Below are 23,865 nucleotides of genomic sequence, written 5' to 3' on the forward strand. Positions count from 1 at the left end.
AAAGCACCGGGCCTGCTGCGGAAGTAGCGGGGACAGGATTTGAACCTGCGACCTCTGGGTTATGAGCCCAGCGAGCTACCGAGCTGCTCCACCCCGCGTCGGTTGACACCACCCTACGGGGCGCCGGGGCCGTACGCCAAATCGCCGGGCGGTACGGCCGCGCCCGGCGCGACCGGGCGGCTCAGCGGACCCGCTCGGTGACCCGCCCGCCCTCGACCTCGATGCGCCGGCCGGTGTCCACCGCCTCCAGCATCCGGCGGTCGTGGGTGACCAGCAGCAGCGTGCCCCGGTAGGAGGCGAGCGCGGACTCCAGTTGTTCGATGGCCGGCAGGTCGAGGTGGTTGGTCGGCTCGTCCAGGACCAACAGGTTGACGCCGCGGCCCTGGAGGAGCGCGAGGGCGGCGCGGGTCCGCTCGCCCGGGGAGAGCGTCGAGGCGGGCCGCAGTACGTGGGCCGCCTTGAGCCCGAACTTGGCGAGCAGGGTCCGTACGTCGGCCGGGGACATCTCCGGTACGGCCGTACGGAACGCCTCCGCCAGCGGCTCGTCGCCGAGGAAGGCGCCGCGGGCCTGGTCGACCTCGCCGACGACGACGCCGGGGCCGAGGGCGGCGTGTCCGGCGTCCAGCGGCAGCCGGCCGAGCAGGGCGGCGAGCAGGGTGGACTTGCCGGAGCCGTTGGGGCCGGTGACGGCGACCCGGTCGGCCCAGTCGATCTGGAGGTCCACCGGGCCGAAACGGAAGTCCCCGCGCCGCACCTCGGCGCCGCGCAGGGTGGCCACGACCGCGCCCGCGCGGGGCGCGGCGGCGATCTCCATGCGCAGTTCCCACTCCTTGCGCGGCTCCTCGACCGCCTCCAGGCGTTCGATCATGCGCTGGGTCTGCTTGGCCTTGGCGGCCTGCTTCTCGGTGGACTCGGCGCGGAACTTGCGGCCGATCTTGTCGTTGTCGGTGGCCTTGCGCCGGGCGTTCTTGACGCCCTTCTCCATCCAGCTGCGCTGGGTGTGGGCGCGCGCTTCGAGGGACGCCCTGGTGTCCGCGTACTCCTCGTACTCCTCGCGGGCGTGGCGGCGGGCCCGCTCGCGCTCCTCCAGGTACGCGGCGTAGCCACCGCCATAGGTGTTGACCTGCTGCTGTGCGAGGTCCAGTTCGACGACGCGGCTGACCGTGCGGGTCAGGAACTCGCGGTCGTGACTGACCAGGACCGTGCCGGCGCGCAGGCCGGTGACGAATTCCTCCAGCCGGGCCAGGCCGTCCAGGTCGAGGTCGTTGGTGGGCTCGTCCAGCAGGAAGACGTCGTAGCGGGAGAGCAGCAGCGAGGCGAGGGAGGCGCGGGCGGCCTGGCCGCCGGACAGGGACGTCATCGGCTGGTCGAGGCCGACGGCCAGGCCGAGCTGTCCGGCCGTCTCCGCGGCGCGTTCGTCGAGGTCGGCGGCGCCGAGCGAGAGCCAGCGCTCCAGGGCGGTGGCGTACGCGTCGTCGGCGCCCGGCCGTTCCTCGACCAGGGCCTCGGTGGCGGCGTCCAGGGCGGCCTGGGCGGCCGTGACGCCGGTGCGGCGGCCGAGGAAGGCGCGGACGGACTCCCCCGGGCGGCGGTCCGGCTCCTGCGGGAGGTGACCGACCGTGGCGGTGGGCGGGCTGAGTGTCAGCCGGCCTTCCTCCGGGGTGTCCAGCCCGGCCAGCAGGCGCAGCAGGGTGGACTTGCCGGCGCCGTTGGCGCCGACCAGGCCGATCACGTCCCCGGGCGCGACCACCAGGTCGAGGCCGGAGAACAGGACGCGCTCGCCGTGGCCGGCGGCGAGGGACTTGGCTACGAGGGTGGCGGCGGTGGCAGACATCAGACCGCTGATCGTATCGGGCCCGTCACCAGGCCGTCGCTCTAATATCCGGGGCATGGAACCGGGCATCGTCACACGCGTCAGCGACGGCACAGCGACCGTCACTCTCAGCCACCCCGCCAAGCGCAACGCCATGACGACGGAGATGTGGCGGGAACTGCCGCCGCTGCTGGACCGGCTGGCGGCGGACCGTGCCGTACGGGCGCTGGTGCTGACCGGGGCGGGCGGCACGTTCTGCGCCGGTGCGGACATCGGGTCGCTGCGCGGGTCGGCGGGGGCGGGGACGGGGAAGGGGCTGGCGACGGCCGCGGAGGAGGCGCTGGCGGCGTTCCCGAAGCCGACGCTGGCGGCGATACGCGGGTACTGCGTGGGCGGCGGCTGCCAGCTGGCGGCCGCGTGCGACCTGCGGTTCGCGGAGGAGGGCGCCCGGTTCGGGGTGACGCCCGCGAAGCTGGGGATCGTCTACCCGGCCTCCGCGACCCGGCGGCTGGTGCGCCTGGTGGGCCCTTCGGCCGCCAAGTACCTGCTGTTCTCGGGCGAGTTGATCGACTGTGCGCGGGCGCTGCGGACCGGGCTGCTGGACGAGGTGCTGCCCGAAGGGGAGCTGGACAAGCGGGTGGCCGACTTCACCGCCGTACTGGCGAGCCGGTCGCAGCTGACGCAGGCCGCGGCGAAGGAGTTCGCGGACGGCCGCGCCGACGCGGAGCGGGTGGCCCACTGGGAGGAACAGGCAGGTGAAAGCGGCGACACCGCGGAGGGTGTCGCCGCTTTCCTCGAACGCCGGACGCCGCGTTTCACCTGGACGGCGCGGTGATACGGGCCACGGGGAGACGGGTCATCCCACCTCGCCGTCCGTCGTGAGCGCCAGACGTACGTTCGTGTCGGCCGTGCCGTTGTCGGTGACGCAGGCGGCGCGGTCGCCCGCGCCCGGCCAGCCGGCCCAGGTGTCGCGCGGTTCCGCGCCGTACGCGGTGAACGGGCCGGGCGAGCCGGTACCCGGTACGGTCGCGCCCTGGTACCGGAGCTCGAACTTCGCGCCCTGACCGGCGGCCGACAGGGCCGGCCCGGCGGCCGCGGCCCCGGCGAACGCCGCTCCCACGACAGCGGTGATCCTGCGGTTCATCCGCCTTCGCCCCCCTGAGCCGCCGACTGGACCGACACCAGGAAGCTACGGGCGGGAACCGATCGGTTGGCAGCCCGGCGACTGTCCGTTTCCTGTCCGATGCGGGTCCGTTCCGGTCACCTCGGCGACATACTTGACGGGTGACCGACCGGTTGGGCGACCGGCTCGCGACGGCGCGCGAAGAGGGCTTCGTCGGCCGCCGTGACGAGACCACGGCCTTTCGCGAGCTGCTGGCCGCCGGACGCGGCGCGGTGGTGTACGTGCACGGCCCCGGCGGCATCGGGAAGACCACGCTGCTGCACCACTTCGCGCAGCTCGCCGGGCGCGCCGGGCGGACCGTCGTCCACCTGGAGGCGTCCGGGGTCCGCTCCTACGAGGAGGAGCTGGCAGAACGCATTCCGGACCGGCCGGACCTGGTGCTGCTGATCGACGGCCTGGACGACGCGCGGACCGCGCGCGAGACCGTGCACCGCGCGTTGCTGCCCCGGCTGCCCGCCGACGTGCTGGTCGCGCTGGCCTGCCGGACGGCGCCGTCGATGTCGTGGCGCCTGGACCCGGCCTGGCAGGGGCTGCTGCGTCTGCTGCCGCTCGGTCCGCTGGACGAGGCGGACAGCCGGGAGCTGCTCACCCGGCGCGGTGTGCCGCCCGCCGTGCAGGAGCAGGGGCTGGCCTTCACCCGCGGGCACCCTCTGGCGCTCGCGCTGGTGGCGGACGTCGCCGCGCTCGGCGGCGAGGCGGCCGGGCCCGGGCCGTCGCCGCAGGTGGTCCGGGCGCTGCTGGCCAGCTTGCTGGAAGCGGTGCCCACGCCGCTGCACCGTACGGCGCTGGAGGCGTCCTCGCAGGTGCTCTCGACGACCGAGCCGTTGCTGGCCGCGCTGCTGGACGTGCCGGACGCCCGGCCGTACTTCGACTGGCTGTGCGGGCTGTCCGCCGTGGAGAGCGGGGCACGCGGGGTGCATCCGCACGATCTCGTACGGGACGCGCTGGACGCGGAGCTGCGCTGGCGCGACCCGGAGCGCAGGGCGGCGCTGCACCGCCGGGCCAGCGCGTACTACCAGCGGCTGTTCACGCGGGAGGACGAGCGGGGGCGGCAGCGGGCGGTGCTCGCGGACTTCGCGTACCTGCACCGGGACAGTCCGGTCGTCGGTCCGCTGCTGGAGCCGGTGGCGCGCGGGGCGGCGGGCGCGGCCCGGCTGGACCGGCTGACCGTCTCGCCGGGGCCGGTCACCGGGGGTGAGCTGGTGGAGGCGTGCACGGTCGCCGCGATCCACGAGGGGATCGAGGCGGCGCGGCTGGTGCACGCGTGGTCGCGGCGTCCGCAGGCCGAGACGTACACCGTGCGCGGTCCGGACGGGGTGGCGGCGGGTTTCTACACGCTGATCGAGCTGGGCGCGGCGCCCCCTCCGGGCGGGCCGGACGATCCGGCGGTACGGGCCGCCTGCCGCTGGCTGGACGCGTACGGTGAACTGCGCGGGGACGAGACGGCGTTGCTGGTCCGGTTCTGGATGAGCCGCGACGAGTACCAGGCCGTCTCCCCCGTGCAGACACTGATCACCCTGCGCCTGACGCACCACTACCTCACCGGCCGCCGGCCCGCCGTGACGCTGCTGCCGTTCGCCGACCCGGAGTTCTGGGAGCCGGGCTGTGCGTACGTGGACTTCGCCCGGCTGCCCGCGGCGGACTTCACGTCCGGCGGGCGCCGGTTCGGGATGTTCGTGCACGACTGGCGGCGGGTGCCGGGGCTGGCGTGGCTGGCGATGCTGACCGAGCGGGAGCGGGCCGAGGACCCCCTCGCCGTGGCCCCGCCCGTACCGTCCGGCCCCTTGCGGGTGCTGGACCGGGAGGCGTTCGCGGCGGCCGTACGGGAGGCGCTGCGCGCGTTCGTACGGCCGGACGGGCTGCGGGACTCACCGCTGCTGGAGACGCGGCTGGTGGCCGGGCGGTGCGCGGCGGACGGGACGGGCGCGCGGGAGCGGGTGGCGGCCCTGCGGGAAGCGATCCGTGCGGCGGCGGCAGCGCTGGAGGAGTCGCCGCCGGACCGCCGGGCGTTCCGGGCGCTGCACCACACGTATCTGCGCCCGGCCGGTACCCAGGCGCGCGCCGCGGAGCTGCTGCGGCTGCCGATGACGACGTACCGGCGTCATCTGACGGCCGGGATCGGCCGGCTGACGGAACTGCTGTGGCAGGAGGAGCTGGAGGGTGGTGGGCCGGACGCTTCTTGAGGCGGACGGTCCTTGAAGCGTACGGCCGCGGAAGCGTAGGGCCGTTGAGGCGCACGGCCTCTGAGGCGAACGGCCCGGTCGTCCGCCGGGTGCGTCAGCCCCCCCAGGACGACCGGGCCCGTCAGTCCTCCAGGACGAACCGGCTCCGGGCCCGCATCGCCGCCGTGACTCCGGCCGGGGCCTTCTCCGGCGAGCCCGCGTCGTACGGCGGCTGCGGGTCGTACTCGATGCCGAGCTGAATGGCCTGCGCGCGGGTGTCGCCGGCGATCCGGCCCGCCAGGGCGAGGCCCATGTCGATGCCGGAGGAAACACCTGCGGCGGTCACGTACTTACCGTCGAAGACGACGCGTTCGCCGGTCGGTTCGGCCCCGTGGCGCGGCAGTCGGTCCAGCGCGAGCCAGTGGGAGGTGGCGCGGCGGCCCTTGAGGAGCCCGGTGGCGGCGAGGATCAGCGATCCGGTGCAGACGGAGGTGGTCCAGGTGGTGCGGGTGTCCACGGCGCGGATCCAGTCGTGCAGCGGGCCGTCGTCCATCAGCGCGGTCTGGCCGGGGCCGCCGGGCACGACGAGCACGTCCGGGGCGGTGACGTCGGACAGGACCGCGTCGGCGGTCAGGGCGAGGGTGCCGGTGTCGTTGCGGTGCTCTCCGGTGTGCTCGGCGACGAGGACGGTCTCGGCACCCGGGATGCGGCTGAGCGTGTCGTACGGGCCGACGGCGTCCAGGGCGGTGAAGCGGTCGTAGAGGAGGATGGCGATCTGCATGGGGGCCTTTCGATCCTTTGGTGCCTTCGGCGTCCTTCGGGCCTTGCGACGCCTTCGGTGCCTTCGGTGCCTTCGGTGCCTTCGGTGCCGGGGAGCCTCGGCGGCCAGCAGCCGGGCCGGTCAGCCGAACGGTGGCGGGGAAGCGGGCCGGAAGCGGCGGCGGTATTCGGCGGGCGCGGCGCCCAGCGTGCGGGTGAACGCACGGCGCATCGCCTCCGGAGTGCCGTAGCCGCAGCGGCGGGAGATGCCCTCGACGCCGACGGCGGTGTCCTCCAGGAGGCGCCGGGCGGCTTCGAGCCGTACCCGGTCGACGTAGCGGCCCGGCGTCATGCCGACCTCGGCGCGGAAGGCGCGGGCGAAGTGCCGGGGCGACAGGCCCGCGCGGTCGGCGAGCGTCTCGACGGACAGGTCGGCCGCCGGGTTCTCGGTGATCCACTGCTGTACGTCGCGCAGGGGGCGCCGGTCCGCCGTCTGGGCGGCGAGCTGGACGCTGAACTGCGTCTGGTTGCCGGGTCTGCGCAGGAAGACCACCAGGTGGCGGGCGACGTCCAGGGCGAGGTCGCGCCCGAGGTCCTCCTCCACCAGGGCCAGCGCGAGGTCGATGCCGGCGGTGACGCCCGCCGAGGTCGCCACGTCGCCGTCCCGTACGTAGATCGGCTCCGGGTCGACCCGTACGGCCGGATAGCCCGCGGCGAGCGCGTCGCAGCGGGTCCAGTGGGTGGTCGCCCGGCGCCCGTCCAGCAGCCCGGCCGCGGCGAGCAGGAACGCTCCGGTGCACACCGCCACCTTGCGCCGCGCCTCCGGGGCGTTCGCGCGCAGCCAGTCGACGAGCCGGGGGTCGGGCGCCCGGGTGCCCCGGCCGCCGGGCACCAGGAGGGTGTGCGGCGGTGCGGCGTCGGACAGCCGCAGGTCGGGGGTGACGGTCAGTCCGCTGGACGTACGGACCGGGGCGCCGTCGAGCGAGGCGGTACGGACCGGGTACGCGCCGGGCACGCGCAGGGCGGCTCCCGTGAAGACTTCCAGGGGGCCGGTGACATCGAGGCTCTGTACGCCCTCGAAGAGGACGACCAGCACATCGCGCTGTTCCATGAGCCCCATCCTGGGCGGACGCGGTGATGGCGGCAATGACGAACAACCCACCTTTACGGCCATCACGTACAGCCCGCCCCACCGCCCTCGGCGGCCACCGGACGCGGACGCGGACCGGCGTGCCGCGGGCCTGCCCTCCCCTCCATACCAACGGGTCGGTAACCTGCGGGCATGACCTCCACGACCTCGCTCCCGGAGCGCGCCGGCCGGCGCTGCCACCACGTCGTCAACCCGCTGCACTCGACCGTCTACTTCTCGCCGGACCTGCCGGCCGAACTCGCGGCCGTCGGCGTCGAGGACCGCGCCGCCGCCTACTTCGCGAGCCGGGCCGCGGCCATGGGCGCGGTGGGCCCCGGCACCGTCACCGCGACCTTCTACAACTTCGCGTACGACCTGGTCGCCCGGCACATACCGCAGGTCTGGTCCGTCGTGCCGCCCGCCGAGGTGCTGGCCGCGCGGCTGCGGGCGGTCGACAGCACGCTGCGGCGGCTGCTCGGCGACGCCGTGGTGGAGTCGCCGGAGATGGCCGAGGCGGCCCGGCTGGCGCTGCGCGCCACCGAGGGCTGCACCCGGCACGCCCGTCCGCTGTACGCCGCGCACGCCGACCTCCCGGTCCCCGAGGCCCCGCACCTCGCCTACTGGCACGCGGCGACGCTGCTGCGCGAGCACCGTGGTGACGGCCACCTGGTGGCGCTGCTGGACGCCGAGCTGAACGGCCTGGAGGCCCTGGTCACCCACACCGCCACCGACCGCGGCGCGGACCGCTCGTGGCTCCTGGCGACCCGCGGCTGGTCGCTGGAGCAGTGGGAGGCGGCCGAGGAGGGGCTGCGCGAACGCGGCATCCTGGACGCGGCGGGCGCGCTGACCGAGGCGGGCACCAAGCTGCGCGCGGACCTGGAGGACACCACGGACCGGCTGGACCTGGCACCGTACGAGCACCTGGGCGCGGCGGACGTGGCCCGGCTCACCGAGCTGGCCACCGGCTTCACGCAGACCGCGGTGGCGGCGGGCGCGTTCCCCAAGGAACTCCTCGGCAAGCGCTGAGCCGCCCGGACCGACGCACGGGAACCGTACGGCAGTTGCTCCGCTCCGCCGTGGGCCCGTGCGGCGTCCCGCGCACGGAATTCCAGGTGCGCGGGACGGGGACCCGCTGCCAGGCTGCGCCGATGGACCGCCGACGGATCTCCCGTATCGCCCACACCGGCCACCCGATCGCGGCGCCGCTCGGCGACGACTCGGTACGGCAGTTGCTGGAACACGCCCTGCCGCACGGCGACGAGCGGGTGCTCGACCTCGGGTGCGGGGGCGGGGAATGGCTGTTGCGCGCGCTGGCCCGGCATCGGGGGCTGCGGGCCGAGGGCGTGGACGTCTCCGCGGAGTCCCTGGCGCACGCCCGTACGGCCGCCGTCGGGCAGGGCGTCGCGGACCGGCTCGTCCTGCACCACGAGGACGTCACGGGCTTCCGCTCCCCGCACCCGTTCGGCCTGGTGGTCAGCGTCGGGGCCGCGCACGCCTTCGGCGGCCTGCTGCCCACGCTGGTCGCGGCGCGCCGGCACCTGGCCCCCGGCGGCCGGGTCCTGGTCGGTGACGGCTTCTGGGAGCGTACGCCGTCCCCGGAGGCCGTCGGGATGCTCGGCGACTTCGCCGACCTGCCGACCACCCTGGAACGCGTCACCGCCGCCGGGTGGACCCCCGTCCACGGACACGTCAGCAGCCGCCGGGAGCTGGACGCCTACGAATGGTCGTGGGCCGGGTCGCTGGCCTCGTGGGCGCTGGACCGGCCCGAGGGCCCCGACCGGAGCGAGGCACTGGCGGCGGCCGATGCCCACCGTACGGAGTGGCTGCGGGTCTACCGGGACAGCTGGGGCTTCGTCAGTCTGGTGCTGCGCCGTACCGACGGCTGAGGGCCGCCTTCCGGACGCGCTGACACGCCCGGGCACCGAGCCCTTCCCGGCCGGCCGCCGGCTCCCGGAGCGCGGTACGTCCCGCCCCGCCCGCCCCGTGCGTATCCCCACGTCCCGTACGGACCGCTCCCCCGCGCGTGCGGCTTCTCACACCTCGCCGCGGCGGCCCGGGTCGCGCGACAGTGAAGCCCGCCAACCTGCACAATGCAGGCTCAAGCAAACGCTGGAAGGCGGGGCAGGAACAACGTGACGGCATCCACCGAGGCCAACGGGGCGTCCGGGACCATCGGATCCATCGAAGCGAGGATCGCCGACGAGCTCGGCGTCAAGGAGCGGCAGGTGAAGGCCGCGGTCGAACTGCTCGACGGCGGCTCGACCGTGCCCTTCATCGCCCGGTACCGCAAGGAAGCGACCGAAATGCTCGACGACGCGCAGTTGCGCGCGTTGGAGGAACGGCTGCGCTACCTGCGGGAGCTGGAGGAGCGGCGTACCGCGATCCTGGAGTCCGTCCGGTCGCAGGGCAAGCTGGACGCCGCGCTGGAGGCGAGCATCCGCGGCGCGGAGTCCAAGGCCCGCCTGGAGGACATCTACCTGCCGTACAAGCCCAAGCGGCGCACCAAGGCGCAGATCGCGCGCGAGGCGGGCCTCGAACCGCTGGCGGACGGCCTGCTGGCCGACCCGTCGGTGGAACCCGCGGCGGCCGCGGCGGCGTTCGTGGACGCGGACAAGGGCGTCGCCGACCCGGCCGCCGCCCTGGAGGGCGCGCGGGCCATCCTCACCGAGCGGTTCAGTGAGGACGCCGACCTCATCGGCGAGCTGCGCGAACGCATGTGGTCGCGCGGTCAGGTGGCCGCGAAGGTGCGCGAGGGCAAAGAGGAGGCGGGCGCCAAGTTCGCCGACTACTTCGACTTCGCGGAGCCCTTCACCGCGCTGCCGTCGCACCGGATCCTGGCGATGCTGCGCGGCGAGAAGGAGGAGATCCTCGATCTCGCGCTGGAGCCGGAGACCGAGCCGGTCGAGGGCACCACGGCGTACGAGCAGTCCATCGCCCACAAGTTCGGCATCACCGACCGCGGCCGCCCGGCCGACAAGTGGCTCAAGGACACCGTGCGCTGGGCCTGGCGCACCCGCGTCCTCGTGCACCTCGGCATCGACCTGCGGCTGCGGCTGCGGCAGGCCGCCGAGGACGAGGCGGTACGGGTCTTCGCATCCAACCTGCGCGACCTGCTGCTGGCGGCGCCGGCCGGCACCCGCGCCACGATGGGCCTGGACCCCGGCTTCCGTACGGGCGTGAAGGTCGCCGTCGTGGACGCGACGGGCAAGGTGGCGGCGACGGAGACGATCTACCCGCACGTGCCGCAGCAGAAGTGGGACCAGTCGCTGGCCACGCTGGCGCGGCTGGCCCGGGAGCACGACGTCGAGCTGATCGCCGTCGGCAACGGCACCGCCTCCCGTGAGACGGACAAGCTGGCCGCCGACCTGATCGCGGCGCAGCCCGAGCTGAAGCTGACGAAGGTGATGGTCTCCGAGGCGGGCGCGTCGGTGTACTCGGCCTCGGCGTTCGCCTCGCAGGAGCTGCCGGAGCTGGACGTGTCGCTGCGCGGCGCGGTCTCGATCGCGCGCCGCCTCCAGGACCCGCTGGCCGAACTGGTCAAGATCGATCCAAAGTCGATCGGTGTCGGTCAGTACCAGCACGATCTGTCCGAGGTGAAGCTGTCGCGGTCGCTGGACGCGGTGGTCGAGGACTGTGTGAACGGTGTCGGTGTCGACGTCAACACCGCCTCGGCCCCGCTGCTGTCGCGGGTGTCCGGCATCAGCTCCGGACTGGCCGAGAACATCGTCGCGCACCGCGACGCCAACGGCCCCTTCAAGGCCCGCAAGGCCCTCAAGGACGTGGCGCGGCTCGGCCCGAAGGCGTACGAGCAGTGCGCGGGCTTCCTGCGCATCCGCGACGGCGAGGACCCGCTCGACGCGTCCAGCGTGCACCCGGAGGCGTACCCGGTGGTGCGCCGGATGGTGAAGTCGGCGGGCGGCGAGGTGTCCTCGCTGATCGGCAACACGGCGGTGCTGCGCGCGCTGAAGCCGGCCGACTTCGTCGACGACTCCTTCGGACTGCCGACCGTCACCGACATCCTCCAGGAGCTGGAGAAGCCGGGCCGCGACCCGCGCCCGGTCTTCAAGACGGCCACCTTCAAGGAGGGCGTGGAGAAGATCGGCGACCTGCGGCCCGGGATGCTCCTGGAGGGTGTGGTCACCAACGTGGCCGCCTTCGGTGCCTTCGTCGACGTCGGTGTCCACCAGGACGGCCTGGTGCACGTCTCCGCGATGTCCAAGACCTTCGTCAAGGACCCGCGCGACGTGGTCAAGCCGGGCGACATCGTGCGCGTGAAGGTGCTGGACGTCGACATCCCGCGCAAGCGGATCTCGCTGACGCTGCGCCTCGACGACGAACCCGGCAAGGGCGGCGGCGCGGCCGACGGCGGGCAGCGCCAGGGCGCTCCGCGCGAGGCCCGGCGCGGCGACCGGGACGGCCGCGGCGACCGGGACGGCCAGCAGCGGCGCGGCGGCACCCCGCGACAGCGCCAGGGCGGCAACGAGCGCCGTGGCGGTTCCCGCGACGCCGCCCCGGCGAACGGCGCCATGGCCGACGCCCTGCGCCGTGCGGGCCTCCTGGGCAAGGAGCGCGGCGGGCGCTGAGCAGGCTGAGCAAGGTGCGGCCGGTACCGGTTCGGGCCGGTACCGGCCGCACGGACGTTCAGGTCACTCGGGCGTGTCCGTACGCGGTACCGGGCCGGGGCCCTTGCGGTGCTTCCCGGCCTCCGGCTTCCCCACGTGGCTGACCCAGCGGCCGTCCTCCTGCGACACGTAACTCTCTCCGACGCCGGCGGCCTCCCCGGCACTGCGGTCCGGGGAGGCGGGGGCGTTCTCCTGCGCCGCGCGCTGTGCCCTGCGCTCCCGTTCGGGGCGGTTCTTCGACATGTCACCCATGCTGGCTCCCGGCTCACGCTGGAATCGACGGTTCGGTGGCGCCGCGACGGTGCCGCCCGGCTCCTCCAGTAGCGCACCGGCCCGGCGGCGTCGGCATGCCCGGCGTGCCAAGCGGGTGGCGGCAGCCGTAGCGGCGCCCGTCGGCGGCACGCTTAGGGCGCTTCTGACGGATCTCCGCGGCATCGCGACGCCCGGCACGCACGGAGAACCATCAGAAACGCCCTACCCGCTGTGGGCGGGTTCAGACCGGACGCGCGCGGCCGGCGGGCCGCTTCAGGCCGCGCCCGCGAAGCCGCGCATCCGTTCCAGCTCGGCGGCCACGTCCGTGAGCGTCGCGCAGCCCGGTACGGGCGGGATCTGGGCCGCGAGCGCGGGCGGCCCGGGGCGGCCCGGGTCCTCCAGCGCGTCCGCCATCGCGGTGAGCGCCTCGGAGAGCCGGCGGGCCTCCTGCCGGGTCGGGCGGCGGGCGCCGTGGTCGAGCCGTACGGCGCAGGCGGTCGCCGCGTCGACGATGCGTTCGGCGGCGGTGACGACCGTGAGCCAGTCGGGGTTGCGGCCGCGCGCCGCGACGAGTTCGGCGGCCGCGGTCTCGGCCGCCGCGCGGGCCTCGCCGAGCGCCCGGTAGGCCTCCCGGCGCAGTACCAGCCGCTCGCCCCGGTCGTGCCCCGGTTCGGTCCTGAGCACCTCGCCCAGGTACGTGCCGGTGGCGCGCAGCGCGGCGGTGACCCGGTGCCCGACGCGGCGGCGCGGGTCGGCGAGCCGCGGCAGGTGGCCGACGACGAGCACGATGCCGCAGGCGGCCGAGGTGTCCACGATCCGCTCCAGCGCGGCCTGCGGGTCACCGCTGACGTGCACGAACGACAGCACCATCAGGGTGATCGCGACGGTCTGGAGCGCGAAGTGGCGGGTGGCGAACGGCAGCAGCGCGCCGCCCGCTCCGGCGATGAGCGCGGGCCACCACCAACCGTCCAGCAGCGCCCCGGCCGCCGCGAAGACCAGCACACCGGCGACGGTCCCGGCGAAGCGGTTGACCGTACGGGAGAAGAGCGGACCCAGGTCGGGCTTGACGAGGAAGGTGACGGTGGCGGGCAGCCAGTACCAGTGATCGGCGCGCAGCGCGAGGGCCGCCGCCGCACTCACGGCGATGCACAGGCCGACCCGCAGGCCGTAGTCGCGGCCGGCCGGGCCGAGGAGGCTCCGGCCGCGCCGGGTGCGGGAGGCGACCGCCGCGATCGTCCGGTCGCGCGGGGAGGGGCGGCGGCCGGGCGCGGAGCGTTCCGCGGCGGGCGTCCCGCGCTCCCCGTCCTGCGGCTGCGTCCCGGTCTGCCCGTCCGTCGCCGCCTCCGTTGCCGTCTCCGTCGTCGCCCCCGTTCCCGTACGCGCGGGTACGGCTCCCGAGATCGCCGCGGGCCCGCCGTCGGCCCCGGCGGTGTCCAGCGGTTCCGTACGGGCGAAGACCACTGCGGCGTCCAGGAGGGCGCGGTCGAAGGCGCCGCGCGCCGGGGAACTGGTCTCCGGCGCGGAGAGCCGGCCCGGCGGGCGGCCGGTGCGCAGCGCTTCGGCGAAGCGGCGCGGGCCCTCGGCCACCCGGTCCGGCAGCGGCTGGGCCTCCCACAGCAGCGCGACGCTGGCCTCGCACAGCGCGGTGCCGGCCGCCAGCCGCTCGGCGAGCAGCCGTTCGTCCGCGCGGGGGCGGCGGCGCAGCAGGCGGCGCAGCCGCAGGGCTTCGTCGGCGCGGTCGAGGGCGGCGGTGAGGCGGCGGCGGGCCGCTTCGGCGCCCGGCCCGCCGACGGCTTCCAGCGCGTCCGCGAGCGCGTCGAAGACGGTGGCGACGGCTGCCCGCTCACCGCTGAGCGGCCCGCCGACCGGGCGGGGCGGGTGGAACACCAGGCGCAGCAGGAGCAGCCACAGGCAGCCGGCGAGGAGGTAGAGGGCCTTGAGCCACGGGGCGCCGGACAGCGGCATGCCCGCGCCGAGGACGGTGCTGGCCAGCATCTGCATGCCCGCGTTGGAGCGCACCGGCCCGGCGACGCTGCCCGCGCCCGAGACGAAGCCCACGGCGAACAGGGCGGGGACCACCCACCAGCCCGCGCCGACGGTCTGCAGGGTGGCGCCCATCAGCATGCCGAAGGACGACGCGAGGGCGGGCAGGCCGATGTGCACGACGCCGCGGCGGCGGGTGCCGGGTCGGTCGTTGACGCCCGCGAGCATGGAGCCGAGGCCGGCCAGCACGCCGGCGGCCGGGTGGCCGGTGGCCACGCCCGCGGCGAGCAGCGGGCCCGCGCACAGGGCTCCGCGGACCACGGCGGCCCAGGGCACGGGCAGCCGCTGCCAGCGCAGGGGGTGGGCGAGCCAGGTGGGCACGGCGCGCGGAGCGCGGGGCATGGGCCTCCTTGAACGGCGGATGACGGCAGCGGCGGACATATGGGTACGTACCCGCACAGAGCTGGACGTACTGCGCTGCTGGCTGAGGGGGAGGGCACACGGAGTACCCGGGACGGGTGCGGGGCGGGGCGTCCGAGGGGCGTCATCGGCCGACGGTGCTGACATCCAGCTTAAGGTCCTGTCCGTACGCGTCGGAACGTGCGGGTTACCGGAATGTCAAGAACACATTCAGCCGTACCGAACACGTCCCCGGCCGCCGCCCGCTACTCCCCCGCCACCGGCGCGACCAGCACACTTCCGCTCGTCCGGGCGACGACGTACGCCGTTCCCCGCGTCGCCCGCGCGTCCACCGCCAGCCGGTGCGTGCCCGCCTCGACCTGCCCGGCGAACAGCTCCGCCGTCCGCGTGCGCGACAGGCGGTCCACGCGGTACGCGGTGATGCCGATCCGGCACGGCACCGCGGTCTCGACCGTGACCTCGCCGCGGACCGCGGCCAGCCGCAGCAGGCGCCGCTGGTCCTGCGGGCACCGGTCCAGTGCCTCCTCGACACGGGCGACGAGCAGCGGGACGACCGGCAACGGCAGGTCCACGAAGACCGCCGAGGAGCCCGCCGCCGCGAACGCTGCGCGCACGGCGGCCCGCTCCGCCTCCCCCGTCGCACTGCCGAAGGCCACCGCTCCGTACGAACGTAACTCGTCCGGCGAGGCACCGGCCGCGTCCCGGGTGATCTCCGCGCCGATGCCGATGCCGCGCAGGGCGGCGGCCAGCCGGGCCGGCAGCGCGACCCGCCGGCCGACCAGCAGGACCCGCCGGGAGGCCGCCGCGCCCCGCTCCGGCCCCGCCTCGGACAGCAGGTTCTCCAGCGCGGCCCGGTACTGCGCGCCGTGGAAGCGGAACGGGCCGATGCCCGGGTAGCCGTCGCGCCGCAGGTCCGCGGACTGTCCCGTCTGCCAGGCGAAGTCGCGCCAGACGACGTCCCGGCCGTCCCGCTCGATGACGGCGGTGACCGCGCCGCACTCCAGGCCCTCGCACTCCGGACAGCCGTACAGGACGTAGCGCCCGTCGGCGAGCGGGGCGTCCTCCTCCAGGAGCAGCCGCCGCACGTGCGCGGTGAACAGGGACGGGCCGAGGTCGGCGGCGAGCGGGGAGACCGCGTCGAGGTCGGCCAGGCGCAGCAGGAGCGGTCTGCCGTCGACGATGAAGTCCCAGAAGTCGCGGTGGGCCTCGTACGCGCCGTTGGACAGTACCGCTCCGGCGCGCGTCGCGGGCGCCAGTCCGAAAGTCGCGTGATGCGCAGACATGTCCTGAGTATCCCCACGCGACCGCCGATATGAGCCCGGCGCCGGGCAATTCACGGGAGGGGGATGTTCCGGACACCGCGCCGCGGTTCCGCGCCCCGCGGGGCGGCCGGGCGGCGGTCCGGTGCCGCGCGCGGCCGCCCCGTCGCACCCGTCGCCCGCGGCGGGCGCAGCGGATAGCGTCCAGGCATGACGACGAGCGATGTGATCGTGATCGGCGGCGGGGTGATCGGCCTGACGGCCGCCGTCAGGCTGGCGGAGCGCGGGCGCGAGGTGCGGGTCGTCAGCCGCGACCCGGCCCGGGACACCACTTCCGCGGTCGCGGGCGGCCTGTGCTGGCCCTACCGGGTGCGGCCGGAGGAACGGGCGGTGGCCTGGTCGCTGCGCTCCTTCCACCTGCTCACCGAGCTGGCCGCGCGCCCGGCGGAGACCGGTGTACGGCTGGTGACCGGCACGATGGCCGACGCCGGGGACCCGGAGCCGGACGGCTGGCACGCGGCGGTGCCGGGGCTGCGGCGGGCCACGCCGGACGAGCTGCCGCCGGGCTGCGGCGCGGGCTGGCGCGCCACCACGCCGCTGGTGGACATGCCGTCCCACCTGCGGTACCTGGAGCGGCGGTTGGCGCAGGCGGGCGGCACGGTGCAGCGGCGGCCGTTCACCTCGCTCGCGGAGGCGGGGCGGGAGGCCGGCACGGTGGTCAACTGCTCCGGGCTGGGCGCCCGCGAGCTGGTACCGGACGTGGCGGTGCGGCCCGTGCAGGGGCAGTTGGTGGTAGTGGAGAACCCCGGTGTCGAGGAGTGGTTCGGAGCGGCCGACGCGCACGCCGAGAGCACCACGTACATCCTGCCGCAGCCGTACGGGGTGGTCCTGGGCGGTACGGCGCGCGAGGGCGCGTGGTCGCGGGAGCCGGACCCGGCGACCGCCCGCGCGATCGTGGAGCGCTGCGCGCGCGTGCACCCGAAGCTGGCGCACGCCCGTGTCCTGGCGCACCGGGTCGGTCTGCGCCCGGGGCGTACCGCCGTACGGCTGGAGGCGGAGCGGCTGCCGGGCGGCGCGCTGTGTGTGCACAACTACGGGCACGGCGGGGCGGGTGTGACGGTGGCGTGGGGGTGCGCGGACGAGGTGGTTCGGCTGGCGGGTGACGGGACGGTGTGAGGGGAGGGCCGGGCTTCCGCCGGCCCTCCCCCGTGTTCACCCGCGCACGACCGGTGCTACGGCCTGCCCTCCTCGGCGGCCGGTGCCGCCGCGTCGGCTGTTCCGGGCGGTGCGGCGTCGTTGCCGTTGCCCGGTCCGATGCGGATCTCGAAGTCGCCGTCGTAGCGCTCGTGGCCCGCGATGACGGCCAGTTCGACGACCTCTTCGCCCTTCTGCCCGCGGACGATCAACGGGTCGTGACGCAGGTCCTTCATCAGCGCCCAGCACATCGCGATCATCACCAGGGTGAAGGGCGCCGCCACCAGGATCGTCAAGTCCCGCAATCCGGTGAGCGCGTCGTCCGACCCGCCGCCGATCAGCAGCATGATCGCGGCGACCGCGCCGGTGACCACGCCCCAGAAGATCACCACGAGCCGGGTGGGTTCGAAGGAGCCCTTCTGCGAGAGGGTGCCCATCACGATGGACGCGGCGTCCGCGCCGGAGACGAAGAAGATCCCGACGAGGATCATGACCAGGATGCTGGTGACGGTGGCCACCGGGTACTGGTGCAGCACGTCGAAGAGCTGCCCTTCGGGCGTGGTCTCCCCGGAGAGCCGCTTCCTGTCCTGGAGGTGCATCGCCGAGCTGCCGAACACCGCGAACCACAGCAGGCTCACCACGCTCGGCACGAGGATCACCCCGCCGATGAACTGCCGGATCGTGCGCCCGCGGCTGATCCGGGCGATGAACATGCCCACGAACGGCGTCCAGGAGATCCACCACGCCCAGTAGAAGACCGTCCAGCCGCGCAGCCAGTCACCGACCTGGTCGCCGCTGCTGGCCTCCGTACGGCCGGCGAGCTGCGGCAGTTCGCCGATGAAGGTGCCGATGGAGGTCGGCAGCATGTTCAGGATGAGGATGGTGGGCCCGACGACGAAGAGGAAGACGGCCAGGATCAGCGCCAGCACCATGTTGATGTTGGACAGCATCTGGACGCCGCGGGCGATGCCGGAGACCGCCGACAGGACGAAGGCGACGGTCAGCACCGCGATGACGACGACGAGCAGGGTGGTGCTGACCTTGTCCATCCAGCCGAGCACCTTGATGCCGCTGCCGATCTGCAGCGCGCCGAGCCCCAGGGACGCGGCGGAGCCGAAGAGGGTGGCGAAGATGGCGAGGATGTCGATGACCTGTCCGCCCCAGCCGTTGGCCCGGCGCTTGCCGATCAACGGGGTGAACACCGCGCTTATGGTCTGCCTTCTCCCCCGCCGGAAGCAGCTGTACGCGATGGCCAGCCCCACGACGGCGTAGATCGCCCACGGGTGCAGGGTCCAGTGGAACAGGGTGGTGGCCAGCGCGGTGTCCATGGCCTGCGCGGCGTCCTCGGGATCGGTGCCCGGGGGCGGGGTGGCGAAGTGCCCCAGCGGCTCGCTGACGCCGTAGAACATCAGGCCGATGCCCATGCCCGCGCTGAACATCATCGCGACCCAGGACACCGTACGGAACTCCGGTTCCTCCCCCTCCTTCCCCAGCGTGATCCGGCCGTACTTGCTCACGGCCAGCCAGATGGCGAAGACCACGAAGCCGGAGGCGGAGAGCACGAAGGCCCAGCCGCCGTTCTCGATGATCCAGTTCAGCATCGTCGTCGAGGCGCTCTTGAGCGACTCGGTGGAGGTGGCGCCCCAGACGATGAAGGCGAGGGTGAGCAGCGCCGTGACGCCGAAGACCACGCGGTCGGTCTGCGGAGGGCCGGTGCGGTGTGGCGCGCCGGGGAGTTCCGCCTCCACCGACGCACCTCCCCCGCCGCCCGTGTCCTGGTCTGTTTCCGACACGTGTCGACCTTTCAATTGGCCAGTTTTTCCCTACCCGTTACCCCCTACCACACGGCGGGACGCGTTCAGCAGCCCTTGAGCGGAGTCGCGGCCGTAAGGTGATAATCGGCCCGGCCGTCCAGCAGCAGCGGAACGAGGGCGCGCAGCGACTGGCGCAGCGGCACCACGGCACCCCCCTTCCCGGTCCGGTACGAGGACACGCCGTGCAGGGCGAGTTCGTCCTTGACCTGGGCGTACTGCCCTGCGTCGAGACGGTACGCGCACGGCGGGTCGCCCAGGGTCTTCCCGGCGGCGGGCGGTTCGTTGTCCGCGCCGCCGAGGTGGACCGGCCCCCGGTCGGCGTAACCGGCCAGCCGGGCGCGGGCCGTGGCGGACTCGATCCGGCTCCGGCGTTCGGCGACGAAATCGAAGAGGCCGTCCAGCGCGGCGCGTTGGGAGAGGACCCGGCGGCGGTTGTTCAGCGCCGGGTCGGCCTTCTCGGCGTCGGTCAGCGCGTCGACCCGGGTCTCCACGAGCAACCCGACGGAGTTCTTCACCCCGGCGGTGTTGCGCAGGATGCGCTCCTGGCCGTCACCGGCCACCTGTTTGACCGGGTCGCCGGTCCGCGGGTCGGTCCAGATGCCGTAGATACCGGTGCTGAAACCGGCACCGGCGGCTTCCGGGCGGACGTACTTCTCGGACAGGACGGTGGACTCCCGGTGCACCGCGCGGGCGGTGTTGAGGTTGCGGGGCCACAGGGAGAGCAGGTCCTTCATGTAATACGGCACGGTGGGCCCGTACTCGTGCAGGTCGTAGACGACGTCCGGGCGGTAGTCGCGCTGCACGGCGGCCAACGCCCGGGCTTCGGCGGTCTTCAGGGCGAGGTGGTCGCGGTTGATGTCCACGCCGCCGGAGTTGCCGCGGGTGTCGGCGGCCCGGCCGTCCGGGTTGGCGGTCGGTACGACCAGCACGCTCGTGCGTTCCAGGAAGCGCCGGGTGGCCCGGTCCCCGGCGAAGGCGAGGTCGCGGACGGTGGACAGGCACGCCTCGCGCCCGGACGGCTCGTCGCCGTGCTGTGAGCAGATCAGCAGCACCGCGTTGCCGCGTCGCACGTCGGCCGCGCTCTTCGGGGCCGGTGCGCCGATGCGTACGAGCTGGAGCGGGCGGCCTTGCGCGGTGGTGCCGATCCGGTCCGTACGGACGCGGTCGCTCGCCCGGTCCACGGCGGCGAGGAAGTCCTGTTCCTCCGGCTGGGTGGTCCAGCGGGCGCCCTCGCTGGTCTCGAAGCCGGTACGGGGCAGATCCGGGCCGGACGCCCCGGCGGGCGGCGCGGCCAGCAGGGTCGCGGTGAGCGCGGCGGCCAGCGCCCCGAAGGCGAGGCCGCGGGAGAGAGTGGTCACGAGGGGTCCTCCGGTGTCGGACGGTGGGGCGAACGGTGGAGGGGCGCTGCCGGGTACGGACGTACGGGTACGGAGGGGCCGGGCCATGGCGGCCCGGCCCCTCGGTGCGGTCAGCCCGTTCGGGGTATGCGGCTCGGTACGGACGGTTCCACGCCGGTCGTCGGCGCCGGTGCGATCCGCGCCCCGCCGGTGCCCGCCGTGGCCGCGGCCAGCGCCTTGCCGCCACCGACCACGGGCAGCCGGGCGGCGGTGCGGGCGAGGTCGAGGGTCAGACGCGGGGTCGTGGACGGCGGGTCGATCAGGCCGGCGTCCGTCCCGGCGATGACGAGGGCGAGCCGGTGCCCGGCGGGGACGACGTGGTCGCTCGCGGCCAGGTCGAGGGTGATCGTGTAGCGCTTGCCGGGGGTCAGCGGGCGGCCCTTGCCCGGGTCGGCCCAGTTGCCCAGGTCGGCCCAGCCGCGGCTGAAGACGGTGTGGCCGACGTTCACCGTGTCGGCCCTGGTCTCCTTGTAGCAGGCGCTGTCACCGGTGGTGCTCGCGCCCCAGCAGGTGCGGTCGGCGAGGGTGGTGACGCCCTCGCCCGCCGCGCCGTAGTTACGGATGGTGTCGGGCCCGAGGTCCACCAGGACGGCGGAGAGGTGGGCGGTGGCGGTACCGGGGGTGGCGGTGACGGTCACCTTGCCGGAGCCGGACAGGCGCAGCGGCCTGGCGAGGGGCTTGGTGGTGAACCCGGCCTTGGCGGGGGTGGAGGTGTCGATCCGCGCGGCCCAGTCCTCCTCGTTCAGGCGCGGGTCGTCGGTGAAGGTCTCGGTGGCGCCGTGCGGCGCGCGCCGGGTGCCGAGTTCGCCGACGCCGGGGGCGCTGCCGTTGCGCGGCCGTACGGTGGTGGCCGAGGTGCCGGCGGCGGGCCAGACGCGGTCGGTGGTCCACCGGTCGGGGGCGCGTTCGATGTCGGCCATCGGCTCGTCGTCGATGCCGTTGTCGTAGCCCATCAGGTAGTGGTCGAACCAGCGGTGCAGGGTGGGCACCCAGGCGGACCGGCGGAAGTCGAACGGGTCGACGTGGCCGGTCTGGGAGAGCCAGACCTTGCGCTCGACGCCGTTGTCGGCGAGCGCGTCCCACCACTGGCCGAAGTGCTTGGTGCGGACGTTGAGGTCCTGCATCCCGTGGACGGCGAAGACGCTGGCGGTGATGTTCTCCGCGTCCTTGACGTAGTCGCGTTCGGTCCACAGCCGGGTCCAGTCCCCGGTACGCGGGGCGCCCTCGGCGAGCTTCTTCTGCACGGCGTCGCAGCGCAGGCGCGCTTCGGGGCTGTTGACGTGGTCGGCCAGCCGGTCGGGACCGGAGCCGTACAGCGGGGCGCCCTTGGCGAAGTAGTAGTCGTACCAGGAAGAGATGGCGGCGATGGGCACGATGGTCTTCAGTCCCTCGACGCCGGTGGCGGCGACGCCGTTGGCGATGGTGCCGTCCCAGCTCTTGCCGATCATGCCGGTGTTGCCGTTCGACCAGCCGGCGGTGACGCGTTTGCCGCCGGTACGGGAGTCGTAGGCGCGGCCCCGGCCGTTGAGCCAGTCGACGACGGCGCGCGCGGACTGGATGTCGGAGCGTCCGCCGACGTCCACGCAGCCGTCCGAGCGGTTGGTGCCCGCCAGGTCGACCAGGACCGCCGCATAGCCGCGCGGCACGAAGAAGTTGTCGTAGAACAGCGGGAACTGCACGGGCCGTCCGGCGCTGTCGTAGGTCTTCTTCTGACTCTCGTTGCCGCGCCCGCAGCAGGAGTAGTAGGGGCTGGCGTCCATGATCACGGGCACCCGGCGGCCCTGCTGGGCGGGTTCGCGCGGCCGGACGATGTCGACGGCGACCCGGTCGGTGCGTCCGTCCGAGTCGCCGTCGATCCTGGTGTCCACCCAGACCGATTCGCGTATCGCGCGGTCGTAGGAGTACACGGGTCTGGACTCGCCGGAGGATGCCTGGGCGGCGGACGCCGGCCCGGTGAGTGTGGTCAACAGGGCGACGGTCACCGCCGCCACGAGCGCTTTCCAGGGGATGCGGGGGAACCGCGCGCTAGGAGTCACGGGCGGACGGTAGCGCGGGGGAACTCCTGTGCGTAAGAGTGCGCGGGGTGACGGACGTGAACGGAGCGGTGTCCGCGGGGTGCCGTGCCGCACGGTGAACAGGGGCGACCTGTGACGTCCTGATGTCGGTCATGTGTCAGATACAGCCATGGACATGACGGGAGCGCCCCGAGTACATAAGGTCTGAACACCTGAGGATCTGATGGGCCCACCGGGCTCACCTCCCCTACAAGCTGGAGGATTTCGTGCGTCACAGACTCATCGTTCCGGGTGCGGCCGCCCTCAGCCTGCTGCTGGCGATCCCGGCTTCCGCGGCCAGTTACGCACCCGGCGCTCCGGGCGCGGGCGACTCCTACTACCCCGAGAGCGGCAACGGCGGGTATGACGTCTCCCATTACGACCTGCGGCTGAAGTACCAGCCGAAGACGGACCTGCTGGAGGGCACGGCGACGCTGCTCGCCAAGACCACCCAGGACCTGAACCGTTTCAATCTCGACTTCGGCCTGAAGGTCAGCGAGATACGCGTCAACGGCAAGAAGGCGTCCTTCGCCACCTCCGGCAAGCACGAGCTGGAGATCACGCCGGCCACACCGCTGCCCAAGGGCAAGGACATCAGCGTCGTCGTGCGCTACGCGGGCAAGCCGTCCGAGCTGAAGATCGACGGCTACTCCGCCTGGCACCGCACGCCCGACGGCGGGGTGATCGCGCAGGAACCGGACTCCGCCGTGTGGTGGTTCCCGAGCAACGACCACCCGACCGACAAGGCGACGTACGACATCTCGGTCTCGGTGCCGGACGGCGACCAGGCGCTCAGCAACGGCGTCCTGCTGTCGCAGACCTCCAAGCTCGGCTGGACACGCTACAACTGGCGTTCGGACAAGCCGCAGGCGCCGTACCTGACCACGCTCGCGGTCGGCAAGTTCGACGTCACCAAGGACACCACGGCCAGCGGCCTGCCGGTGATCAACGCCGTGAGCAAGGACCTCGGCTCCTACGAGGGCTCGGCGCGCGCGAGCATCGAGCGCACCACCGAGGTCACGGAGTGGCTGGAGTCGGTCTTCGGCCCGTACCCGTTCAACTCCGTCGGCGGCTACGTCCCCAATGTGAAGAAGGGGTACGCGCTGGAGACGCAGACCCGTCCGTTCTACGGCAAGGAGGCGTTCGCCAACGGCGCCAACGTCTCCGTGGTGGTGCACGAGATCGCGCACCAGTGGTACGGCGACAGCGTCTCGGTCAAGGACTGGAAGGACATCTGGGTCAACGAGGGCTTCGCCCGCTACAGCCAGTGGCTGTGGTCGGAGAAGGAGGGCGAGGGCACCGGTCAGGAGCTGGCCGACTACGTCTACGCCCAGCACCCGGCCGACGACCCGTTCTGGAAGGTCAAGCCGGGCGACCCGGGCCCGGACAACCAGTTCCACGGCGCCGTGTACGACCGGGGCGCGCTCACCCTCCAGGCCCTGCGCAACGAGGTCGGCGACCAGGCGTTCTTCGGGCTCCTGAAGTCCTGGCCCACCGACAAGAAGTACGGCAACGCCTCGGTGCGGGACTTCGTGACGTACGCCGAGCGCAAGACCGGCAAGCCGCTCGCCGAGCTGTTCGACACCTGGCTCTTCCAGCCGTCCAAGCCCTCGGCCCCGGCCGCGAAGAAGGCGTTCGGCGCCCGGTCGGCCGCCCCGGCCAAGGCACCGGCGCAGCCGAAGTCCTGGAAGTCGATCCAGGCCACGAACACCGTGCACGACCACGGCCACCGGCACTGACGTGAAGCGGGGCCCGGCGCGGTGTGCGCCGGGCCCCGGCGCACGTGCCACCTCCCCTCCATCTCCACGCCACCCAAACGTTACT

Annotated in this window: 17 protein-coding genes and 1 tRNA gene; 7 read left to right on the forward strand and 11 right to left on the reverse strand. The window is 73.8% G+C overall.

From position 1 onward, the window contains the following. Positions 1-24: 24 nt before the first annotated feature. A tRNA-Met gene (locus tag AB0A97_RS12610) sits at positions 25-98 on the reverse strand. 83 nt (positions 99-181) lie between these two features. Then, a complete protein-coding gene (locus AB0A97_RS12615) occupies positions 182-1,834 on the reverse strand; it encodes an ABC-F family ATP-binding cassette domain-containing protein (protein WP_361148197.1) in 1,653 nt (550 codons plus the stop codon). A gap of 55 nt (positions 1,835-1,889) precedes the next feature. Here AB0A97_RS12615 and AB0A97_RS12620 point away from each other — a divergent pair, with 55 nt between their 5' ends. Continuing rightward, the gene (locus AB0A97_RS12620) at positions 1,890-2,648 is read left to right on the forward strand and encodes an enoyl-CoA hydratase/isomerase family protein (protein WP_361148199.1); all 759 of its coding nucleotides are present in this window, start codon (positions 1,890-1,892) and stop codon (positions 2,646-2,648) included. Between the two features lie 21 nt (positions 2,649-2,669). On the opposite strand, the gene AB0A97_RS12625 is transcribed toward AB0A97_RS12620, so the two are convergent. Then, positions 2,670-2,957 carry a hypothetical protein gene (locus AB0A97_RS12625; protein ID WP_361148201.1) on the reverse strand — a complete coding sequence of 96 codons (288 nt, stop codon included), beginning with the start codon at positions 2,955-2,957 and terminating at the stop codon, positions 2,670-2,672. A 140-nt stretch (positions 2,958-3,097) separates the two neighbouring features. Here AB0A97_RS12625 and AB0A97_RS12630 point away from each other — a divergent pair, with 140 nt between their 5' ends. Continuing rightward, complete coding sequence (locus AB0A97_RS12630; protein WP_361148202.1) at positions 3,098-5,179, forward strand: ATP-binding protein; 2,082 nt, start codon at positions 3,098-3,100, stop codon at positions 5,177-5,179. Positions 5,180-5,300: 121 nt separating this feature from the next. Here AB0A97_RS12630 and AB0A97_RS12635 read toward each other — a convergent pair whose 3' ends face one another. Continuing rightward, complete coding sequence (locus tag AB0A97_RS12635; protein WP_361148204.1) at positions 5,301-5,939, reverse strand: DJ-1/PfpI family protein; 639 nt, start codon at positions 5,937-5,939, stop codon at positions 5,301-5,303. Between the two features lie 120 nt (positions 5,940-6,059). Further along, a complete protein-coding gene (locus tag AB0A97_RS12640; RefSeq protein ID WP_361148206.1) occupies positions 6,060-7,028 on the reverse strand; it encodes a GlxA family transcriptional regulator in 969 nt (322 codons plus the stop codon). 171 nt (positions 7,029-7,199) lie between these two features. Between AB0A97_RS12640 and AB0A97_RS12645 the strand changes: the two genes are divergently transcribed. The 3 genes from AB0A97_RS12645 to AB0A97_RS12655 all read left to right on the forward strand — a co-directional run bounded on the left by AB0A97_RS12645 (position 7,200) and on the right by AB0A97_RS12655 (position 11,629). Further along, on the forward strand, positions 7,200-8,072 hold the full coding sequence (locus AB0A97_RS12645) for a hypothetical protein (RefSeq protein ID WP_361148208.1): 873 nt from the start codon (positions 7,200-7,202) through the stop codon (positions 8,070-8,072). 122 nt (positions 8,073-8,194) lie between these two features. Further along, positions 8,195-8,932 carry a class I SAM-dependent methyltransferase gene (locus AB0A97_RS12650; RefSeq protein ID WP_361148210.1) on the forward strand — a complete coding sequence of 246 codons (738 nt, stop codon included), beginning with the start codon at positions 8,195-8,197 and terminating at the stop codon, positions 8,930-8,932. Positions 8,933-9,178: 246 nt separating this feature from the next. Then, entirely contained in the window at positions 9,179-11,629 is a 2,451-nt protein-coding gene (locus AB0A97_RS12655) for a Tex family protein (protein ID WP_361148212.1), read from the forward strand. A 63-nt stretch (positions 11,630-11,692) separates the two neighbouring features. Here AB0A97_RS12655 and AB0A97_RS12660 read toward each other — a convergent pair whose 3' ends face one another. The 3 genes from AB0A97_RS12660 to AB0A97_RS12670 form a co-directional block, all read right to left on the reverse strand. Next, a complete protein-coding gene (locus tag AB0A97_RS12660; RefSeq protein ID WP_361148214.1) occupies positions 11,693-11,911 on the reverse strand; it encodes a hypothetical protein in 219 nt (72 codons plus the stop codon). 282 nt (positions 11,912-12,193) lie between these two features. After that, the gene (locus tag AB0A97_RS12665) at positions 12,194-14,305 is read right to left on the reverse strand and encodes an FUSC family protein (RefSeq protein ID WP_361148216.1); all 2,112 of its coding nucleotides are present in this window, start codon (positions 14,303-14,305) and stop codon (positions 12,194-12,196) included. Positions 14,306-14,568: 263 nt separating this feature from the next. After that, a complete protein-coding gene (locus AB0A97_RS12670; protein ID WP_361148218.1) occupies positions 14,569-15,606 on the reverse strand; it encodes an oxidoreductase in 1,038 nt (345 codons plus the stop codon). Positions 15,607-15,792: 186 nt separating this feature from the next. Here AB0A97_RS12670 and AB0A97_RS12675 point away from each other — a divergent pair, with 186 nt between their 5' ends. Beyond that, on the forward strand, positions 15,793-16,758 hold the full coding sequence (locus AB0A97_RS12675) for an FAD-dependent oxidoreductase (RefSeq protein ID WP_361148220.1): 966 nt from the start codon (positions 15,793-15,795) through the stop codon (positions 16,756-16,758). A gap of 56 nt (positions 16,759-16,814) precedes the next feature. Here AB0A97_RS12675 and AB0A97_RS12680 read toward each other — a convergent pair whose 3' ends face one another. The 3 genes from AB0A97_RS12680 to AB0A97_RS12690 all read right to left on the reverse strand — a co-directional run bounded on the left by AB0A97_RS12680 (position 16,815) and on the right by AB0A97_RS12690 (position 22,023). After that, positions 16,815-18,524: a BCCT family transporter gene (locus tag AB0A97_RS12680; RefSeq protein WP_361148788.1), complete on the reverse strand. Its 1,710-nt coding sequence runs from the start codon at positions 18,522-18,524 to the stop codon at positions 16,815-16,817. A 110-nt stretch (positions 18,525-18,634) separates the two neighbouring features. Beyond that, positions 18,635-19,888, reverse strand: coding sequence for a M14 family metallocarboxypeptidase (locus tag AB0A97_RS12685; protein ID WP_361148790.1), 1,254 nt, complete (start codon positions 19,886-19,888; stop codon positions 18,635-18,637). A 170-nt stretch (positions 19,889-20,058) separates the two neighbouring features. After that, positions 20,059-22,023 carry a Xaa-Pro dipeptidyl-peptidase gene (locus AB0A97_RS12690; RefSeq protein WP_361148222.1) on the reverse strand — a complete coding sequence of 655 codons (1,965 nt, stop codon included), beginning with the start codon at positions 22,021-22,023 and terminating at the stop codon, positions 20,059-20,061. A 245-nt stretch (positions 22,024-22,268) separates the two neighbouring features. Between AB0A97_RS12690 and AB0A97_RS12695 the strand changes: the two genes are divergently transcribed. After that, positions 22,269-23,780 carry a M1 family metallopeptidase gene (locus tag AB0A97_RS12695; RefSeq protein ID WP_361148224.1) on the forward strand — a complete coding sequence of 504 codons (1,512 nt, stop codon included), beginning with the start codon at positions 22,269-22,271 and terminating at the stop codon, positions 23,778-23,780. Positions 23,781-23,865: the final 85 nt, after the last annotated feature.

It is taken from the genome of Streptomyces sp. NPDC045470, from assembly GCF_040646595.1.
Classification (GTDB): Bacteria; Actinomycetota; Actinomycetes; order Streptomycetales; family Streptomycetaceae; genus Streptomyces.

Bases quoted from the DNA above. Each gene is read 5' to 3' on its own strand.
- AB0A97_RS12615 (WP_361148197.1), bottom strand. From the start codon at position 1,834: ATGTCTGCCACCGCCGCCACCCTCGTAGCCAAGTCCCTCGCCGCCGGC.
- AB0A97_RS12620 (WP_361148199.1), top strand. From the start codon at position 1,890: ATGGAACCGGGCATCGTCACACGCGTCAGCGACGGCACAGCGACCGTC.
- AB0A97_RS12625 (WP_361148201.1), bottom strand. From the start codon at position 2,957: ATGAACCGCAGGATCACCGCTGTCGTGGGAGCGGCGTTCGCCGGGGCC.
- AB0A97_RS12635 (WP_361148204.1), bottom strand. From the start codon at position 5,939: ATGCAGATCGCCATCCTCCTCTACGACCGCTTCACCGCCCTGGACGCC.
- AB0A97_RS12640 (WP_361148206.1), bottom strand. From the start codon at position 7,028: ATGGAACAGCGCGATGTGCTGGTCGTCCTCTTCGAGGGCGTACAGAGC.
- AB0A97_RS12645 (WP_361148208.1), top strand. From the start codon at position 7,200: ATGACCTCCACGACCTCGCTCCCGGAGCGCGCCGGCCGGCGCTGCCAC.
- AB0A97_RS12650 (WP_361148210.1), top strand. From the start codon at position 8,195: ATGGACCGCCGACGGATCTCCCGTATCGCCCACACCGGCCACCCGATC.
- AB0A97_RS12660 (WP_361148214.1), bottom strand. From the start codon at position 11,911: ATGTCGAAGAACCGCCCCGAACGGGAGCGCAGGGCACAGCGCGCGGCG.
- AB0A97_RS12665 (WP_361148216.1), bottom strand. From the start codon at position 14,305: ATGCCCCGCGCTCCGCGCGCCGTGCCCACCTGGCTCGCCCACCCCCTG.
- AB0A97_RS12670 (WP_361148218.1), bottom strand. From the start codon at position 15,606: ATGTCTGCGCATCACGCGACTTTCGGACTGGCGCCCGCGACGCGCGCC.
- AB0A97_RS12675 (WP_361148220.1), top strand. From the start codon at position 15,793: ATGACGACGAGCGATGTGATCGTGATCGGCGGCGGGGTGATCGGCCTG.